The 17632-nt window shown below is 74.1% G+C and carries 16 protein-coding genes; all 16 read left to right on the plus strand.

Annotated features, from left to right (window positions below; genetic code table 11):
- The first annotated feature begins 5 nt into the window (after positions 1-5).
- The 16 genes from ACQPY0_RS28085 (at position 6) to ACQPY0_RS28160 (ending at position 17598) form a co-directional block, all read left to right on the plus strand.
- Positions 6-1001, plus strand: coding sequence for a ParB N-terminal domain-containing protein (locus ACQPY0_RS28085; RefSeq protein WP_432994414.1), 996 nt, complete (start codon positions 6-8; stop codon positions 999-1001).
- Complete coding sequence (locus ACQPY0_RS28090) at positions 998-2155, plus strand: cytochrome P450 (RefSeq protein WP_432994416.1); 1158 nt, start codon at positions 998-1000, stop codon at positions 2153-2155. The genes ACQPY0_RS28085 and ACQPY0_RS28090 overlap by 4 nt, the downstream gene beginning before the upstream one ends.
- A gap of 54 nt (positions 2156-2209) precedes the next feature.
- Entirely contained in the window at positions 2210-3355 is a 1146-nt protein-coding gene (locus ACQPY0_RS28095; RefSeq protein ID WP_432994418.1) for a glycine amidinotransferase, read from the plus strand.
- A gap of 23 nt (positions 3356-3378) precedes the next feature.
- Positions 3379-4440 carry a 3,5-dihydroxyphenylacetyl-CoA synthase DpgA gene (gene dpgA / locus ACQPY0_RS28100; RefSeq protein ID WP_432994420.1) on the plus strand — a complete coding sequence of 354 codons (1062 nt, stop codon included), beginning with the start codon at positions 3379-3381 and terminating at the stop codon, positions 4438-4440.
- A gap of 176 nt (positions 4441-4616) precedes the next feature.
- The gene (locus ACQPY0_RS28105; RefSeq protein ID WP_432994422.1) at positions 4617-4883 is read left to right on the plus strand and encodes an acyl carrier protein; all 267 of its coding nucleotides are present in this window, start codon (positions 4617-4619) and stop codon (positions 4881-4883) included.
- A 17-nt stretch (positions 4884-4900) separates the two neighbouring features.
- Complete coding sequence (locus tag ACQPY0_RS28110) at positions 4901-6322, plus strand: aminotransferase class III-fold pyridoxal phosphate-dependent enzyme (protein ID WP_432994424.1); 1422 nt, start codon at positions 4901-4903, stop codon at positions 6320-6322.
- Complete coding sequence (locus ACQPY0_RS28115) at positions 6319-6843, plus strand: acyl-CoA thioesterase (protein ID WP_432994426.1); 525 nt, start codon at positions 6319-6321, stop codon at positions 6841-6843. The genes ACQPY0_RS28110 and ACQPY0_RS28115 overlap by 4 nt, the downstream gene beginning before the upstream one ends.
- Entirely contained in the window at positions 6803-7282 is a 480-nt protein-coding gene (locus ACQPY0_RS28120; RefSeq protein WP_432994428.1) for a 3-hydroxyacyl-ACP dehydratase FabZ family protein, read from the plus strand. Before ACQPY0_RS28115 ends, ACQPY0_RS28120 begins: the two co-directional genes overlap by 41 nt.
- Positions 7279-8406, plus strand: a complete 1128-nt coding sequence (locus ACQPY0_RS28125) for a beta-ketoacyl synthase N-terminal-like domain-containing protein (protein WP_432994430.1) — start codon at positions 7279-7281, stop codon at positions 8404-8406. Before ACQPY0_RS28120 ends, ACQPY0_RS28125 begins: the two co-directional genes overlap by 4 nt.
- Positions 8403-8921 carry a hypothetical protein gene (locus tag ACQPY0_RS28130; RefSeq protein ID WP_432994432.1) on the plus strand — a complete coding sequence of 173 codons (519 nt, stop codon included), beginning with the start codon at positions 8403-8405 and terminating at the stop codon, positions 8919-8921. Before ACQPY0_RS28125 ends, ACQPY0_RS28130 begins: the two co-directional genes overlap by 4 nt.
- Positions 8918-10297: a class I adenylate-forming enzyme family protein gene (locus ACQPY0_RS28135; RefSeq protein WP_432994434.1), complete on the plus strand. Its 1380-nt coding sequence runs from the start codon at positions 8918-8920 to the stop codon at positions 10295-10297. The genes ACQPY0_RS28130 and ACQPY0_RS28135 overlap by 4 nt, the downstream gene beginning before the upstream one ends.
- 26 nt (positions 10298-10323) lie before the next feature.
- Positions 10324-11865 carry an amino acid adenylation domain-containing protein gene (locus ACQPY0_RS28140; RefSeq protein ID WP_432994436.1) on the plus strand — a complete coding sequence of 514 codons (1542 nt, stop codon included), beginning with the start codon at positions 10324-10326 and terminating at the stop codon, positions 11863-11865.
- On the plus strand, positions 11862-14240 hold the full coding sequence (locus ACQPY0_RS28145) for a non-ribosomal peptide synthetase (RefSeq protein ID WP_432994438.1): 2379 nt from the start codon (positions 11862-11864) through the stop codon (positions 14238-14240). The genes ACQPY0_RS28140 and ACQPY0_RS28145 overlap by 4 nt, the downstream gene beginning before the upstream one ends.
- Complete coding sequence (locus tag ACQPY0_RS28150) at positions 14240-14980, plus strand: thioesterase II family protein (protein ID WP_432994440.1); 741 nt, start codon at positions 14240-14242, stop codon at positions 14978-14980. The genes ACQPY0_RS28145 and ACQPY0_RS28150 overlap by 1 nt, the downstream gene beginning before the upstream one ends.
- Positions 14977-16575, plus strand: a complete 1599-nt coding sequence (locus ACQPY0_RS28155) for a non-ribosomal peptide synthetase (RefSeq protein ID WP_432994442.1) — start codon at positions 14977-14979, stop codon at positions 16573-16575. The genes ACQPY0_RS28150 and ACQPY0_RS28155 overlap by 4 nt, the downstream gene beginning before the upstream one ends.
- A 3-nt stretch (positions 16576-16578) precedes the next feature.
- Positions 16579-17598 (plus strand): LD-carboxypeptidase, encoded by a 1020-nt coding sequence (locus ACQPY0_RS28160; protein WP_432994444.1) that lies wholly within the window; start codon positions 16579-16581, stop codon positions 17596-17598.
- Positions 17599-17632: the final 34 nt, after the last annotated feature.

Below are 17632 nucleotides of genomic sequence, written 5' to 3' on the forward strand. Positions count from 1 at the left end.
AACTAATGGGGGAACTCGATGAGCTGCGTGCCGGTGACGGGTTCGCCGCATCGCTCGCATTCGATCTGGATGACGATGGGCCGCATCTGGTACCGATCGATCGGCTGGTCGATTCCGATTCGCCCCGGATCGGCGGGGTGAACAACGAGCACGCGCGAGGTCTGGCCGAGTCGGCGGTCCAGCTGCCGCCCATCCTCGTGCACCGCCCCACGATGCGGGTCATCGACGGCATGCACCGGCTGCGGGCGGCCGGCCTGAACGGGCAGCGGGAGATCCAGGTGCGGTACTTCTCAGGCTCCGCCAAAGACGCGTTCGTCCTGGCCGTGCACGCCAATGTCGCCCACGGCCTGCCGCTGTCGCTGGCCGACCGGACCGCCTCCGCCGAGCGCATCATGCACTCACACCCGGAGTGGTCCGATCGGGCGATCGCTGCGGCGACCGGCCTGTCGCACCAGACGGTGGGTCACCTCAGAGGGCGGGCAACTGGAGAAGACGACCAGTTGCGCGCCCGGGTGGGCCGCGACGGGCGAATCCGGCCGCTGGACAGCAGCAAGGGCCGCCAGATCGCCGGTGACCTGTTGCGCAACGATCCGTCGGCCTCACTGCGCAAGGTCGCGCGGATCGCCGGCATCGCCCCGGGAACCGCGCGCGATGTTCGCGACCGGCTCGCCCGCGGCGAGGACCCGGTGCCCGACCGGCAGCGGACAACAGCCCGGCCGGCTGCGACGGCCGAGCCGCCCTCGGCGGCCCAGCAGGGTGCGCGTATCGTGTCCGTCCTGCACAGCCTGCGCCAGGACCCCTCGTTGCGGCTCAAGGAGTCCGGCCGGGCCGTGCTGCGCGTGCTCGGTGCGCACGCGGTCATCGCCACCGGCCCGGAGGCGTTCGTCGACGCGGTCCCGCCGCACTGCGCCGGGCTCGTCGCCGACATCGCCGCCGGCTACGCCGGCGCCTGGCAGCACGTCGCGGACCTCATCCGCCAGCGCGTCGAGGCCACCGCATGACGGCCGGCGGCGCGCGGTTCGCGCCGCTGGACGGCCTCGGCGGCGGCGAACCCGGTGAACCGGTGCGGCCGTACCGGTACCCCGACCGGCATGAGGGCTGGATCGTCACCGGATACGCCCAGGCTCGGGCGGTGCTGGGCGAACCCGGCTTCAGCTCGCGGGCCGAGGGAAAGCGGGTGCCCGTCGACCGCCCGGGCGCGGAGCCGTTCATCGGGCAGGCCGCCCCGCCCGGGTGGTTCATCGACCTCGACCCGCCGGAGCACACCCGCTACCGCCGCGTGCTCGCGCGGTGGTTCAACATGCACCGCATCGAACGGCTCCGGCCGCGCATCGAGCGGATCGTCGCCGAGCACCTCGAGATCGTCGCCGGCCGGCCGCAGCCGGTCGACCTGGTCGAGACCTTCGCGTTCCCGGTGCCGCTGCTGGTCATCTGCCAGCTGCTCGGCGTGCCGTACGCGAGCCGCGAGCTCCTGCGCCGCCACAGCACGGCACTGTTCAGCCTCGAGTCGACGGCGGCCGAGGGCGAGGCCGCGATGGGCGAGCTGACGAGCCTCTTCCGGGAGCTCGTGGCGCACAAGCGCCGCAGGCCCGGCGACGACGTGCTCAGCGCGCTCGCCGCCGAATTCAGCCGCGACGAGGCCGCCGGTGCCGGGGTGCTGCTGCTCACCGCCGGCCACGAAACCGTGGCCAGCATGCTTGGGCTGGGCATCCTGACCCTGCTCGACGCGCCGGCGCACCGGGCCGCGCTGCGGCCCGGTGCCGTGGAGGCACTGGTCGAGGAGCTGCTGCGCCACCTGTCGATCCTGCACCTGGGCGTACCCCGCGGCGCCGGGCGAGACACGATCCTCGGCGGGCGGCTCATCCGCGCCGGTGACAGCCTCACGGTGTCGCTGCCGGCGGCGAACCGCGACCCGGCCCGCTTCGCCCGCCCCGGCGTCTGCGACCCGGCGCGGGGCGCCGCCGGCCACCTCGCCTTCGGCTTCGGCGTCCACCAGTGCGTCGGCGCCAACCTCGCCCGGGTCCAGCTCGGCGTCGCCTATCCCGCGATCTTCCGGCGATTCCCCACGCTGCGGCTGGCCGTCGGTGCCGACCAGGTGCCGATCACCCGCCACGGCGCGGTGTACGGCGCCGCACGACTGCCCGTCGCGTGGTGACGCGACCCGCTCGCCCCATCCGCTTCGCCCCGACCAGCAAGGAGTGTCGCAGCCATGCGCCTGAACAGCTACGACGAATGGTCACCCCTCAAAGAGGTGATCGTCGGATCGGCGCTCAACTACACCTCGCACGAGCGGGAGCTGTCCTTCGAGCTGTTCTTCCACGACAACATCGTGCGCTCGGAGTGGTACTACCCGCGGCTGACCACGCCCGGCGCGCCGCGGCTGCCCGGCACCACCCGGACGCCGATCAAGCAGCGCTACGTCGAGGAGCTCATCGAGGACGTCGAGGGCATCGCCAAGACCCTGGAGTCGCTGTCGGTGAAGGTGCACCGGCCGCTCGACGTCGACCCGTCCACGACCGAGGTCCGCACGCCGGCCTGGACGGCCTCGGTGGTGCCGCCGCTCAACGTCCGCGACAACACGCTCATCGTCGGCGACGAGATCATCGAGACGCCGCCGATGATCCGCTCGCGGTACTTCGAGACGCAGCTGCTCAAACCCGTGTTCGCGGAGTACTTCCGGGCCGGTGCGCGGTGGACCGTGATGCCGCGCCCGTTCATGACCGACGCATCGTTCGATCTGTCCTACGCCCGGTCCTCCGCGTCGGCCGGCGGGCCGACCGAGCCGATCTCCGAGCCTGAGTCCTCGCCGTACGACGTCGGCTTCGAGATGCTCTTCGACGGCGCACAGGTGCTGCGCCTCGGCCGTGACCTCGTCGCGAACATCTCCACCGAGAATCACGCCCTCGCCGTGAACTGGCTCGAACGCCACCTCGAGGGCCGGTTCCGGATCCACCGCGTGCACCGCCTCAGCGACAGCCACATCGACAGCATGGTGCTCGCCCTGCGCCCCGGCACGCTGCTCGTCCGCTCTCCCGAGGTCGCCGAGAAGCTGCCGGTCGGCCTGCGCAGTTGGGACCTGATCGTCCCCCCGCCGCCCGAGCGCAACAACTTCCCGCAGTACGAGGACGACGACCTGGTGCTCACCAGCCTCTTCATCGACCTCAACGTGCTGTCCGTCGGGCCGGACACGGTACTGGTCAACGAGGCGTGCCCGGAGTTGGTCCGCACGCTGGAGCGGCACCGGTTCACCGTGGTGCCCGTTCGGCATCGCCACCGGCGGCTGTTCGGCGGCGGGTTCCACTGCTTCACGCTGGACACCGTCCGCGAGGGCGGCCCCGAGAACTACCTCGACTGAGCGCCCGCCGACGGAGGAACGCCATGACACCGACCGCGACCTTCCTGCCCCGGCTGGCCGGTGTCGGAGTGGCGGTGCCGCCGGCCTCGTACACCCAGGCCGAGTTGCTCGACATGTTCGCCATCACCGACCCGAAGGTCCGGGGCGTGTTCACCAACAGCGGCATCCAGCGCCGCCACCTCAGCCTCCCGCCCGCGGGTCCCGACGGGCGCCCGGCCGGCGAGAGCCAGGGCGACCTGCTGCGCAAGCACGTCACCATCGGCACCGCCATCGGCGGGGAGGCCCTCGACGCGAGCCTCGCCGACGCCGGGGTCGGGCGATCCGACGTGCGGTACCTGTGCTGCGTGTCCTCGACCGGGTTCATCACCCCTGGCCTCAGCGCGCTGCTCATCAAGGAGCTGGGGCTGGCGACCGACTGCGCGCGCCTGGACGTGGTCGGCATGGGATGCAACGCGGGGCTCAACGGCCTGGCCGCCGTCACCGGCTGGGCTGCGGCGCACCCGGGCGAGGTCGCCCTGCTGCTGTGCGTCGAGGTGTGCTCGGCTGCGTACGTGTTCGACGGCACCATGCGCTCGGCGGTGGTCAACAGCCTCTTCGGCGACGGCGCCGCCGCGCTGACGGTCGTGGCCGGTGATCCTCCGGCCGGGCCCGCGGTGCTGCGCGCCACCAGCCGGATCATCCCGGAGGCGGTGGATGCGATGCGTTACGACTGGGATGAGCGGCTCGGGCGCTTCAGCTTCTTCCTCGACCCCGACGTGCCCTACGTGGTCGGCGCCCACGCCGGGCGGGCGGTGGACGCCCTGCTGCACGGCACCGGGCTGCACCGCTCGGACATCGTCCACTGGGTCGTGCATTCGGGAGGGCGGAAGGTCATCGACGCGGTCCGGGTGAACCTCGGGCTCACCCGGCACGACGTTCGCCACACGCTCGACGTGCTGCGCGAGTACGGCAACCTCTCCAGCGGCTCGTTCTTGTTCTCCTACCGCAACCTCGTGCTGGAACAGCGCCCGGCCGCCGGTGACCACGGCGTGCTGATGACGATGGGGCCCGGCTCGACGATCGAGACGGCGCTCGTCCGCTGGTGAGCAGCCGCGGACGGCGGCATCGCTCGCCTGCCGCGGGTGAATGCAGTAGCGTCGATGCCGACGTTGCGGGGCCGGCCGCCCGAAGATCCGTCCGACGTCCATCCTTCCCCACCCATCTGTCCACAAGGGATGGTTGTGGGTTCTGTACGCATCATCCGGTTGAAGGCGAGGCGCACATGGATGTCGCATCCGAGATCAGGCGGATTCTCGTGACCGAACTCTTCGTGGAGGTGCCGCCGGAGCGCATCGGTCCTGACGACAGCCTGCGCGATCTGCTGGGGCTGGATTCGCTGGGCTTTCTCGAGCTGCGAGTGCAGTGCGAGAACCGGTTCGACGTGACGATCGACGCCGACGACTTCACACCCGAGAACTTCGCCACCGTCGGCCGGCTCGTCGGCCTGGTGCACCGGCTGCGCGGCGCGGCGCTCGTCAGCGACGCCTGAGCGCCCGGGCCGTCATCGTGGCCACCGACATCGACGCGCTGGAGGCAGCGTTGGACTTCGACGGCGACTTCGTGCCCGAGCACGACCTGGACGTGCTGCGGCGCGGTCGCGACCTGCACCTCGACCACTACGGCGGTGGCCGGCTGCCCTTCGCCGCCATCGGCGCCACCGGGCTGGTGCACCAGTTCGTCGAGCTCGACGGCCCGGACCGGGGCCGGGTGCTGGACGTGCTCGATGCGAGCGGTGGATACGCCAGCGCCTGTCTCGGCGCGGCCAGCGAGGTGTCGGAGCGCGCCCTGGTTCGTGCGGTGCGTACCGGCGGGCATGCGACCGACGAGCTGGCCTCGCTGGAGCGTTCCCGGCTGCTGGTGACGCTGTTCGGCCCGGACGGCCTGTGGGCCGGGCATTTTCCCGCCGGCGAGTATCACGTCAGCGGGCGCAACTCCGGCTCGGAGGGCATGGAGTTGGCGCTGCGGCTGGTCCTCGAGGCGAGGGTCGACCATCGGCGGCTTCGGCCCTCGGCCCGGCTCGGCGGCCGTGACCGGATCCTCGCCTTCGAGGGAGCGTGGCACGGCTGGACCGGGGGACTGGTTCCCCTGCTCAATCGCCGCCACTACCGCTTCGGCCTGCCCGGCCCGGAGCCGGAGGGTGCCTACGGACTGCGCATCGATCACATCTCCTTCGGTGACGCCGACGCCGTCAGCACCTACCTCGCCGCGCACGGCGAACAACTGGCCGCCGTCATCGTGGAGCCGGTGCAGGGCGACGCCGGCATCCAGGTGCCGCCGCGCGGCTATCTGCGTGGGCTCGCGCGGGCGGTCCGCCGTGCCGGCGCCCTGCTCGTGGCCGACGAGGTGCTCACCTTCGCCAAGACCGGTGGATTCTTCGCCATGGCCGACGACGAGGGGCCGATTCCCACGGACATCACGGTCATCGGCAAGAGCCTCGGCATGGGTGCGCTGTCGACGGCGATGGTGATCGCCCGGCGGGAGCTGGCGCTCCGGCCGACCGGCGCGGTCTCGACATCGGATCTGCGGCCGCTCACCTGCGCCGTCATCGGCGACGGCCTGCGGCACATCGTCGCCGAGGGGCTGCTTGAGCAGTCCCGCGCAACCGGGCGGGCGCTCCATGATCTCCTGCGGCGCGAGCTGGTCGAGGCCTTCCCGGGGCTGTACCGCGAAGCGCGCGGCATCGGCCTGCTGCAGGGGGTCGAGCTGACCGAGGCGGCCGCGGCCCGCCTGCCGCAGCTGCGCTCGGCCCTCATCCGCTCGGGCGTGTACGTCGAGTTCATGGCCGGCGCCGGCCGGCGCTCGAACGGTGAGCGGTATGTGCATCCGACGCTGCGGGTTGCGCCGCCGCTGACCGCCGGGCCGAAGGACGCCGAGCGGATCGTGGAGCGGATCGCCGCGGGCTCGGCCCGTACCGGAGCGGCGCGGTGAGCGAGGACACGGCCGATCCCTTCCGGTTCGTGCACGTCGTGGAGCACATCGACGTCGACGACTCCGGAGTCATGCACTTCAGCCGGCATCACTCGCTGGTGGAGACGGCGCTGCTGCGCGGGCTGGCCGCCGTGGGCGCGGGCCTGTCCGCGCTGCGGGCGGCGGGTGGCGACCTCGTAGTCGCGCAGTCGCGGGCCTGGTTCGCCGCGCCGGCTCGCCACCTCGACCGGCTCCAGGTGACAGCGCGCCTGCGGCGCCTGGGCGTCTACCGCAGTCACGTCGAGGGAGCCGTGGCGCTCGTGGGCGCCGCCGGCCCGCCGACCGGACTGAGCCGGGTGGAACTGGTGCTCGGCGTCGTGTCGAGCGCCGACCGGCGGCCCGCGCCGTGGCCGGACGCGATCAGCCGGATTCTCACGACCATCACAAACGACGGAGGTGCGCACGGTGAGTTCGGCCAACGGCGCGGCGGTGGCCGCCGCGGTGACCCAGCAGCGTACGCCGAGGACGCTGGGCTTCACTGAGCTCAAGCAGTGGCTGCGGCACCGGCACCCGATGCTCCTCCTCGACCGGGTACTGGACTACGAGCCGGGCGAGTTCCTGCACAGCCTGCTGCTCGTGTCCGGGCAGAGCGATGCGATCGCCGGGCACTTCCCCGAGCGGGCGATCTATCCTGCCAGCCACCTCACCCAGGCGTTCGCGCAGTCCGGCATCGTGCTGTTCCAGCTGAGCACGACGCCGCTGGCCGAGGACGAACTCACGCTGATCGGGGCCGTCCAGTCCAGATTCGTCAAGATCGTGGTGGCCGGAGACGCGGTGCACTTCAACGTCACGGCGGAGTCGCTGCGGCGCAATCTGTTCGGCTTCTCGGCGACGGCGAGCGTCGAGGGCACCGTCGTGGCCCGCTTCCGTGGCACCCTCGTGCGGGTGGGGGTCGCCGACCTCGGCCGGCAGCTGTGGTGAGCACCGGGGCCGTCGCGGTCACCGGCATGGCCTGGACGACCGGTCTCGGCGCCGGCCTCGAGCCGGTGTGGCAGGCCCTGACGGCGGGGCGTTCGGCGCTGCGGCGGGTCCCGTCGGCGCTGGCCCTGCGCAGCGATCTCGCCGCCGTCATCGCGGAGGTGCCGCTGGACGCCGCCCCGGCGCTCAGACAGCGGGTCCTGGCCGTGACGACGATGCTGCGCTGCCTCGCCGACGCGGACCTGGGCGCGGACGACCCCCGTATCCGTCCCGTGCTCGGCACCAGCTTCGGTGCGGATCTCGACGACCCGCCGGCCGGCTCGCTGTCGGCCTGGGCGGTGGACGCGGCCTCCCGGGCCGGTCTGGTGCAGCGGCCGGTCGTGGTGACCACGGCCTGCTCGTCCGGCTCCGACGCCGTGCTGATCGCCCGTTCGCTGATCCGCTGCGGGGCCGCGGAGCTCTGCCTGTGCGGGGGCGTGGATGTGCTGACCGCGGGCAAGCGGCTCGGCCACTCCACGCTCGGCACCATGTCACCCGACGGGCTACGGGCCTTCGACCAGGACCACAACGGCACCCTGCTCGGCGAGGGAGCGGGCTTCCTGCTCCTGGAGTCGCTCGAATCGGCCGACCGGCGCGGTGTGCGGCCGTACGGCTATGTTGTGGGGGCCGGCTCGGCGAACGAGGCCGCCGGGGCGGTGGCCCCGGACCCGAGCGGGGCCAGCCTGCGGCTGGCCGTCGAGCGCGCCCTGCGCGGCGGTGCGGAGCCGAATGAAGTCGCGGTGATCAATGCCCATGGCTCCGGTACTCCGCTCAACGACATGGTCGAGGCGCTCACCTACTCGAACCTGTTCGGCGGCGCCGCCGCGCGACCGGTCGTCTTCGCCACGAAGGGAGCGTTCGGGCACACGCTCGGCGCGACCGGAGCCCTGGAGGCGATCGCCACGCTGCAGGCCCTGCGCCGCCGCCAGGTTCCGGCGGTGCCCGGCTTGGCCCGGGTCATGCCACAGCTGTCCCTGCCGGTCGCGGCGGCGGAGCCGGCCGCCGTGGGGGCCGGCATCGGACTCAGCGTGACGCTGGGCTTCGGTGGCTTCACGACCTGCCTGGCGTTCGCCGGGGCGCAGCGGTGAACGCGCCCGCCGGCGTCGAGATCGTCGGCCGTGGCACGGCTCGCGCCGACCGGGTGCGGACGCGGGGCGGCCGGCCGTCGTTCTTTGCCGACCTGGCCTCCTGGCTGGTCGCCGAAGCGGTCGGCGAAGCCGTCGCCGACGCCCGGACGCGGGCCGGGGCCGAGGTGAAGCCAGACGCCGTCGCGGTGATCACCGTGAGCGAGCGGTGCACGCTCGACACGATCCGCACGATCGCCGCCGGCCTGCCCGCCGGACGGCTCTCGCCGCTGCGGTTCGCCGGCGCGAGCCCGGGCTCCGTCGGCGGGCTCCCCGGTGTGCTGTTCGGGTTCCGCGGCCCGAGTCTCACGCTGCCGATGGCGCCGGACGAGGGGCTCCCCGTCGCGGTGACCGTGGCCCGCTCATGGCTGCAGGACGGCGATGCCGACTTCGCCGCCGTCGCCGGACACACCGTCGACTCGGGCGTGCACGCGGTCCGTGCCGTGCTGCTGCGAGCGCCGGGGAGCGCCGCCGGATGACACCCGCACCGTCGCTGGACTTCGGCGCCGTGGAGCGCCTGCTCGGCCGCGTCGTCGCCGCCGGCCGGACCGGCGGGCCGGCCCAGCTCCCGCTCGCCGACCTGGCCCGCCGGCTGCGCGGCCTGCCGGTCGGCGGCGCGGTGCTGCTGGCGCTGCCGAACGGCCCGGACCTGCTCGCCGCGCTGTTCGCGCTGCTGCGCGTCGGCGCCGTGCCCGTGCCGATCTCGCCGTCGGCACCGGCCGCGCGCATCGACGACATCGCCGGACGCCTCGGCGCCGTGGCCCGCATCGCGCCGCTGGTCGCCGCGCCGCCGGGCGCCCGCGTGCGCACCCTCGGCCCGCATGCGCAACTGCTCACGCTGCCCGACCGATCGGTCCGATACGGTCCCGGACAGCTCATCCTCATGACATCGGGAACGTCCGGCATCGCCAGCGGCTGCCTGCACTCGGTCGACGCCCTGCTGCGCAATGCGGCCCGGCACTGCGCGGCGATCGGGCACCGGCCCGGCGACCGGGTCCTGGTCACCCTGCCCCTGCACTATTCCTACGCGCTGGTCGCGCAGGCCTTCGCCGCCCTGCTGCAGGAGTCCACGCTGGTGATCAGCGGTCCGCCGTTCACCGCGCGGGCCTACCGCGACACCATCCGAGCGCACGGCGTCACGCTGTCGTCGCTGACGCCGTCATCGGTCAGGCTGCTGGCCGCGGACGGCGAGCTGCGGCTGCCGCGGGTGCTGCGGACCCTCGCGGTCGGCGGCGATGCGCTGCCGCCCGTGCACGCCGAGCGGCTGCTGGCCGGGAATCCCGAGCTGGAGCTGTACCTCACCTACGGCCTCACCGAGGCCGGACCCCGGGTGTCGACGCTCGCCGCCCACCGCGAGCCCGACCGGCTCGCGTCCGTCGGGCGGCCGCTGCCCGGCGTCGGCGTGACGTTGCACCGCGAGCGCCCCGGTGATGCGACCGGTGAGCTGGTCGTGGAGACCGACACCGCGCTGCTGCGGCGGGTCGGAGCCGGCTCGGGCGGCCGAGGCGAACCGGTGCCGGGCGGCATCCGCACCGGCGACCTGTTCGAGATCGATCCCGCGGGCTACCTGTATTTCCGCGGGCGGCTGAGCGACTTCATCGTCGTGCACGGCGAGAAGGTGGCGCTCGCCTCGGTGCGCGCGGCCGCTGAGCGGCTGCCCGGCGTCGTGGGGGCCACGACCCGGGTGCGCCCCGCCGGCGACAGCGCCGCCTTCGATCTCACGGTGGTGGTGGCCGGGCGGGCCGTGCCGACGCCCGGCGAGGTGCGCCGGCAGCTGCGCCGGGTGCTGCTGCGCGCCGAACAACCGGACCGCATCGACGTCCATGCCGTGTCCGCGGCGGGATGGCACAAGTGAACTCAGGCGGCGCAGGAAGGTGACCGATGGTTGAGCAGCGTGCGGCGGGCACGGTACTGGCCCTGTTCGACGCCCAGGCCGCGGCGGAGCCGCAGCGGGTCGCGGTCCGGGCGGCCGGGCGGTCGACGACCTACGACGAGCTGCGGGCCCACTCGCTGGACATCGCCGAGGCGCTCGCCGCCCAGGGCCTGGGCCCGGGCGCCGCGGTCGGCCTGCTGGCGCCGCGCTCCGAGCGGCTCGTCGCGGGCATTCTCGGCATCTTCCGCTCCGGCGCCGCCTGTGTACCGCTCGACGCCGGATATCCGGTGGATCGGCTGCGGTACATGTGCGACGCCGCCGGCGTGGGCGGCTGGCTGGGCGACGCGGGGTTGCTGCGGCGGGTCGGCGATCCGCCGGTGGTGGCCGAGGCCGGCGGCCTCGTCGTCGCTCGGCACGACGCCCGGCAACCGGGCCGCCCCGGGGGCCGGCCGGCGCGGGTCGAGGCCGGCAGCCTGGCGTACATCGTCTTCACCTCCGGCTCGACCGGGCGGCCGAAGGGCGTCATGTACGAGCACCGCAACCTGGCCAACCTGATCGCCTGGCAGATCGCCGACAGCCGCTGCGGGCGTGGAGCCGTCACCGGCCAGTTCTGCCCGGCGTCGTTCGACATCATCTTCCAGGAGCTGTTCAGCACGTTCGGCGCGGGTGGCACGGTGGTGTGCCTGACGGAGGGGGAGCGTCTGGACCCCGAGCTGCTGCTCGACGTGGTCGCCCGGGAGCGGATCAACCGTCTGTTCATGCCCTTCGTCGCCATCCAGGCACTGGCTCGCTACGCCGGTGACGTGACGCCGCAGCGGCATCCGCTGCTGGAGATCATCACCGCGGGCGAGCAGGTCCAGTGTGGCGAGCACATCCGGGCGCTGTTCGAGCGGCTCGGCCGGTGCCGCCTGGTCAACCAGTGGGGCACGACGGAGACGCACGTCACGACCAGTCACACCCTACCGGAGCGGGTCGCGGACTGGCCCCTGCTGCCGTCCGTCGGCACGGCCATCGCCAACTCCGCCGTGACCGTTCGCGATGAACAGGGCCGGGTCCTGCCGGACGGGGAGACCGGTGAGCTGTGGGTGACCGGTGCCTGCGTCGGGCGCGGCTACCTGGATCCGCCCGCCGATTCGGGGTTCGTGCCGGATCCCCTCGCCCCGCACGTGCCGGCCTATCGCACCGGCGACCTGGGCCGGGTCCGGCCCGGCCGCGACCTGGAGTTCCTCGGGCGGATGGATGCGCAGGTCAAGGTGCGCGGATTCCGAGTCGAGCCGGGCGAGGCGGAGGCCGCGCTCAACGCGCTGCCGGACGTCGTGGAGTCCGTGGTCGTGGTCATGGGCGACGACCCGGCGACGCGGTACCTGCAGGCGTACGTTGTGCCCGCGTCGGCGCGGGTGCGCGGTCCGCAGCTGCTGGCGGCGCTGCGGCGGACCCTGCCGCACTATCTTGTGCCGTCCCGGATCGTGCTGGCCGAGCGGCTGCCCCGGACGCTGAGCGGCAAGGTCGACCGCCGCGCTGTGGCCACGCTGGAGGAGGCGCGGCGATGAGCGCGGCGGCGCCCGGTGCCGACGACGAGGCGCCGCTGGCGGACCGGGCCGAGTGGTCCGGTTCCCGGGACCGGTTCGTCCTGTCGATGCCGGGGGCGGCCGGCCTGCGCGCGCGCCGGCTCGAGACGCTGACGGTGGCCGCCTGGGCGCTGCTGCTGGCCCGGACGACGCGGCGCGACCAGGTCGGATTCGGCATCGCGGACGCGGCGGGGGCGCAGGCGTTCGCGATCCGCGTCGACGGCACCGTGCCGGCACGGTCGTGGCTGGAGGACGTCGAGCGCTGCCGGATGACCGCGCCCCGGACGACGGACCCGTGCACGACCGTCGTCGAGGTCGACGCCTCGCTCGGCGGGCGGTTCGCGGCAGCCGCCCTGGTGCTGCGTCTGCGGCCGGGCCCCGCGCCCGAGCTGGTTGTCGAGTACGACCCCGGCCGGTACACCGAGGGACGGGCCCGGTTGCTGGCCGCGCGGATGGCCGATCTGGTCGCCGACGTGGCCGGCCTGGATGCCGGCCGCGGCGGCGGAACCGTCGCGGCGCTCGGCGGGCACCGCGGCGTGTCGATCGGCTCGCGCGCGCTGCCGCCCGCCACCCGGCCCGTGGTGGACACCGTTCTGGCCAACGGCGCCGCGTTCCCCGGCGAGCCCGCGCTGTGCACCGGACGGCGGACGATCACCTACGCCGAACTGGCCGACCGGATCGCGTCCGCGGCGGCGGCGTTGCGCACCGGCGGCGTGGGCCCCGGCGCGCGGGTCGCGCTGCTCGGCCGTCCGGTGCCCCAGTGGGTGGTGGCCATGCTGGCGGCGTGGCGCCTCGATGCGGTCGTGGTGCCGCTGGGCCCGGAGCTGCCCGCGCCGCGCGTGGCCGAGCTGGCTGCGGCGGCGCGCGTCACGCACGCCGTCGCGCGCTCGCTCGCCCTGCCGCCCGGGCCGGGGATGTGGGGCAGCGACCGGCCGCTCGGCGACGACGGCTGGCGGGTGATGGCCGCGGCCGGACCCGCCGGCCTCCGCGTTCCCGGCGCGGTCGCCCGGGACGCCGCGTACATCGTCACGACCTCCGGCAGCACCGGCTCGCCCAGGGCGATCCTCGGCAGCGGGCGGGGCCTGACGGCATTCCTGGACTGGGAGGCCCGGCTGCTCGGCGCGGGACCCGGCGACCGGTGCCCCCTGCTCACGCCGCCGCACTTCGACGTGGCCTTCCGCGACATCCTGCTGCCCCTCACCACCGGCGCAACGCTGTGCCTGCCCGACGGCGATGCCGCCGCTCCCGCAGCGGTCCTCGGCTGGCTCGCCCGGCACGCCGTGACGATCCTGCACGCCGTGCCGTCACGGGCCGCGCACTGGGCCTCGGCCGGTCCGGACGTCCTGCCGGACCTGCGAGCGGTCCTCTTCGCGGGGGAGCCGCTCGCGTCCGCGCTGGTGTCGCGGTGGCGGGCCGTGGCGCCGCGGGCCGAGTTCGTCAACCTCTACGGCCCGTCGGAGACGACGCTGGCGAAGCTGTTCCACGTTGTCGGCGACGAGCCGGGACCGGTCCCGGTCGGGCGGCCGATGCCAGGAGCCGCGGTCAGGCTCGTCCGCGACCGGGACCACACGTGCGCGCCCGGCGAGGTCGGCGAGATCGTCATCGACACGCCGTTGCGCGGTCACGGGTATCTGCCGGGCCCGGGCGCGACGGTGATGATGCCCGAGTCGCACCGGCCGTTCCCGACCGGTGATGTTGGCGTGGTCAATCTCGCCGGGCTGGTCGAGCATCTGGGTCGGCGCGACGCCCAGGTGAAGGTGCACGGCGTCCGCGTGGATCTCGCGGAGGTCGATGCCCGTATCATGGCGCGGCCGGGCGTGCTCGCGGCGGCCGCCGCGGTGCTGCCGGCCCCCGCGCCACGGCTGGTCGCGGTGGTCCAGCTCGACCGGGCCGCGCCGCAGGAACCGGCGCTCGGCGCGGCCCGGGCCGCGGCCCTGCGCCGGGAGCTGGCCGCTGAGCTGCCGACCGCGATGGTGCCGCTGCGCATCGTGGTGGTGCCCGAGATCCCGGCGACAAGCACCGGCAAGATCGACCGTAGGGCGGTCGCGGACCTGGTCGCCGGCACGGCGCCGCCGCCGGCCCCGTCCGCCGACGTGTCGCGTGACGGTACGGACGAGGCCCGTCCGACGCTGCGCCGGGTCGCCGAGATCTGGTCGGAGGTGTTGGACATCGATCCGCCGCGCGGCGAGGACGACTTCTTCGACCTCGGCGGCGACTCGCTGCGCCTGACGGAGGTTCAGCGACTGCTCATCGACCGGCTCGGCGTCGATGTCGGGCCGCTCGACCTGTTCGGTGCACCGACGCTCGGCGAGTTGGCCGCGGTCGTGCACTCCCGGCTCGGCGACAGGAGTCATTAATGCCCGACGTGCAGTGGTTGCATCCGCGACTCACCGGCCCCGGCCCGGTGCTGATCTGTTTTCCGGTGGCCGGCGCATCGTACTGGAGTCTGCGGTCCTGGTACCGGACCGCCGCCGAGCCCGCAGTCCACGTGGTGTCGTTGCCCGGCCGCGGAAGGCGGGTCCGCGAGCCGTCCTACACCGGCATGGCGGACCTGGTACGCGACGTGGCCGACGCCCTGGCACCGGCCCTCGATCACCCGTTCGCGCTGTACGGCCACAGCATGGGCGCCCTGTGCGCGCACGCGCTCGCCGTGCACCTCGCACGCACCGGCGGGCCGCGGCCGGCCGGGCTGTTCGTCTCCGGGCAGGTGGCGCCGCATGTGCGCCGGCCCTTTCGGGCCGAGACGATGGACGACACGGCGCTGGCCGGGTTCCTGGCCGCGCACGACATGCTGCCGGCCGCGGCCCGCGACGAGCCCGAACTGGCCGCCCTGGTGCTCGCCGCGATCCGGGCGGACCTGACCGTCTGCGACAGCTACGCCCACCTTGGCGACGAACCGCTCGACGTGCCCATCACCGCCTTCGCCGCTCGCGGCGACGTGCTGACCGACCCCGGCGGCGTCGAGCAGTGGCGGCGGCACACGTCATCGGTGTTCCGCCTGGAGACCATCGACGGGGCGCACATCCTGTCACCGGACGAGGCGAATCGCGTCCTGCGCACGATCCGGGCGGCGTGGCGCGGGCTGGTGCCGGCGTGAGCGCCCTGAACGCGCCGGCCGAGCTGTGGGCCTCGCTGGAGGCGGCCGCTCGGACGAACGCCGACGCCGTGGCGGTGCGCGACGCCGATACCGCGCGCACGATGACGTACCGCGAACTGTTCACGGCCGCCGCGGCGCAGTCCGCGGCGCTGTCGGCCGCGGGCGTGACGAGCGGAGACGTTGTCGCGGTCACGGCCCGCCGGTCGCCGCGTGAGGTCATCGCGGTCCTCGCCGTGCTTCGCCTCGGGGCCGCGTATTCCGGCATCGACCCCGACCTGCCGAGGGTCCTGGCGGCCGACGCGCTCGATCGGGCCGGGGTCCGGGTGGTCCTCGGCGACGGACCGCGGCTCGCCGCCTTCGCAGAGCTTTTCGGGCCCCGGCGCGTCGTACGCATCGGTGACGGCATCGGCGAGGCCGGTCCGGTAGCCGCCGTATCGCCGCACGCGGCCGCCTGTGTCGTGTTCACCTCCGGGGCGCTCGGCCCGGTCGAGGCGGTCCGGATCGACCGCGCGAGCATCACCCGGCTGGCGGGCCCGGGCGGGCTGCTGCACCTGGGAATCGCGCGGGTCGCACGGCTCAGCGGGCTGGCCGAGCCCGCCGCGGCCGTGGAGATCCTCGCCCCGCTGCTGGCCGGCGGCACCGTCGAGGTGTTCCCCGGCGCTCCACGCGACCCGGAGACGGTGGCCCGGTTCGTCGCGCAGCGGCGCATCAACGCCCTGTGGCTGCCGGCCGGGCTGCTGCGGCAGATCGGCGAGTTCCGTCCCGACGCGCTGCGCAGCGCACGCCAGGCCATCACCGGAGGCGGCCCGGTGCCGCGCGAGGCGGTGCGGCGCCTGCTGCGTGCGGCGCCGGGGCTCTGCGTCACCACCGTGGCGGGGCTGGACGAGCCGGGCGGGGCGGTGGTGATCGGGCACGCGCATCACGCCGACGACGTCGCCGACCCGCCACCCGTCGCCGACGCGGACCGGGTGGTGGTGCACGACCGGGTCGTGCACCGCTCCTACGTCGCCGTGGTCCTGGGCACGCATCCGCTCGTGCGCGACGCCGCCGTGACGCCCGCCCCGGGCGGCCGCCTGCTCGCCGCGGTCGTGCTCGCCGAACCGGCGTTCGCCGTCGCGGCCCTGCGGGAGTTCCTCGCCGAGCGGCTGCCTCCGGAAGCGGTGCCGGAGCTGTGGGTGGCGGTGGACGCGGTGCCCCGCACGGTGACCGGCTCCGTCGACACCGAGCGGCTGGTGGACCTTGCCACCGCCGCTGATCCGGTCCGGCGCCTGGCCCGGGGCCGGCGCGGGCCCGCGCCGGCAGGCACCGGCCCGGATCGAACCGGCGAGCCCGACGCCGGCGACCCGCTCGGGGCGGAGCATGCGGAGCGGGTCGTACGAGCGGCCTGGCAGAAGGCGCTCGGCCACGACGACTTCGGCCGCGACGACGAGTTCTTCGACGTCGGCGGCACGTCCGTACATCTGCTCGAGGTGCGCGCGCAGCTTCGGTTGCGACTGCCCTCGGCCCGGGTGGGCATCGACGACCTGTACGCACATCCGACGATTGCGAGCCTGAGCGGCCACATCGTGGCCGCGGGCCCGGACGGCGGCCGGTAGCCGATGACCGCCGAACGGGCACTCGTCATCCCCGGGCCGGTCCGCGCCGGGGCGGCCGTGCGGATCGTGAGCCCCACCGGGCCGAGCGTCGTCGATCTGCCCCGTCGCGCACGCCATGGCGAGGATGCACTGCACGCCCTCGGATTCACCGTCACGTACGGCCGCCACGCGCGTGAGCTCCCCGACGACGGCACGCGCGCCGGCGACCCGCGCCGCCGGGCTGCGGACCTCACCGAGGCCTTCGCGGACCCCGGCGTGGACTTCGTCCTGGCCGCCGACGCCGGCGCCTTCAGCCGCGACATCGTCGAACATCTCGAACCCGAGGTGTTCGCGAGGAATCCCAAGCCCTTCGTCGGCTTCTGCGACAACGTGTTCCTCAACCAGTTCCTGGCATCGGCGGCCGGGCTCGGCTCGCTGTACGGCTGCGCCCTGATCCCGTCGCTGGGCGATGCGCCTGGCGCGTTTCCGGAGACCTCGCGAGGTCTCGCCGAGGCCCTGGACAGCGCCCGCCCGCTGGTGTGCACGCCCGTGGCGAGCCGGACCGGAGAGCGGGTCAACTGGTACACGGAGACGGCGGACACGCCGCCGCGGTATCGGGGCGTTGCCGGCGGCTGGACCTGGCTCGTGCCGGGCCGGGCCCGGGGGCCGCTGCTCGGCGGTGAGATCACCCTGCTGCCGGACCTCATCGCCGACTTCGGGCTGCGGCTGTCATCGGCGGTGCTGTTCTGGCACAACGCGTTCAACGGGCCGGATCCGCAGCGTTCCCTGCGACGCCTGGCGGACCGCACCGACCTGGGCGGACTGGCGGGCATGATCGTCGGCCCGCATCCGCGCATCGCCCCCCTGCGGTGGGCGGCCACCGTCGGGGACCTGCTCGACGAGCTGGTTCCGCAGGCCGCGTACCCGGTGGTCGTCAACGCCGACATCAGCCATCTCAGTCCGACGTGGACGGTGCCGTACGGCGAAGAAGTGGTCATCGACTCGGCGGCCGGGATCGTATTCCCGCGTCAGCAGACGCTCTGAGACCCGCCGATGACGGCGGCGCGATCCGGCGTCG

Source organism: Dactylosporangium sp. CA-233914, from assembly GCF_050942935.1.
Classification (GTDB): Bacteria; Actinomycetota; Actinomycetes; order Mycobacteriales; family Micromonosporaceae; genus Dactylosporangium.

Excerpts from the sequence above, each read along its gene's own strand:
- ACQPY0_RS28160 (WP_432994444.1), top strand. The coding sequence starts at position 16,579 with ATGACCGCCGAACGGGCACTCGTCATCCCCGGGCCGGTCCGCGCCGGG.
- dpgA (WP_432994420.1), top strand. The coding sequence starts at position 3,379 with ATGACACCGACCGCGACCTTCCTGCCCCGGCTGGCCGGTGTCGGAGTG.
- ACQPY0_RS28140 (WP_432994436.1), top strand. The coding sequence starts at position 10,324 with ATGGTTGAGCAGCGTGCGGCGGGCACGGTACTGGCCCTGTTCGACGCC.
- ACQPY0_RS28150 (WP_432994440.1), top strand. The coding sequence starts at position 14,240 with ATGCCCGACGTGCAGTGGTTGCATCCGCGACTCACCGGCCCCGGCCCG.
- ACQPY0_RS28145 (WP_432994438.1), top strand. The coding sequence starts at position 11,862 with ATGAGCGCGGCGGCGCCCGGTGCCGACGACGAGGCGCCGCTGGCGGAC.
- ACQPY0_RS28095 (WP_432994418.1), top strand. The coding sequence starts at position 2,210 with ATGCGCCTGAACAGCTACGACGAATGGTCACCCCTCAAAGAGGTGATC.
- ACQPY0_RS28105 (WP_432994422.1), top strand. The coding sequence starts at position 4,617 with ATGGATGTCGCATCCGAGATCAGGCGGATTCTCGTGACCGAACTCTTC.
- ACQPY0_RS28090 (WP_432994416.1), top strand. The coding sequence starts at position 998 with ATGACGGCCGGCGGCGCGCGGTTCGCGCCGCTGGACGGCCTCGGCGGC.
- ACQPY0_RS28085 (WP_432994414.1), top strand. The coding sequence starts at position 6 with ATGGGGGAACTCGATGAGCTGCGTGCCGGTGACGGGTTCGCCGCATCG.
- ACQPY0_RS28135 (WP_432994434.1), top strand. The coding sequence starts at position 8,918 with ATGACACCCGCACCGTCGCTGGACTTCGGCGCCGTGGAGCGCCTGCTC.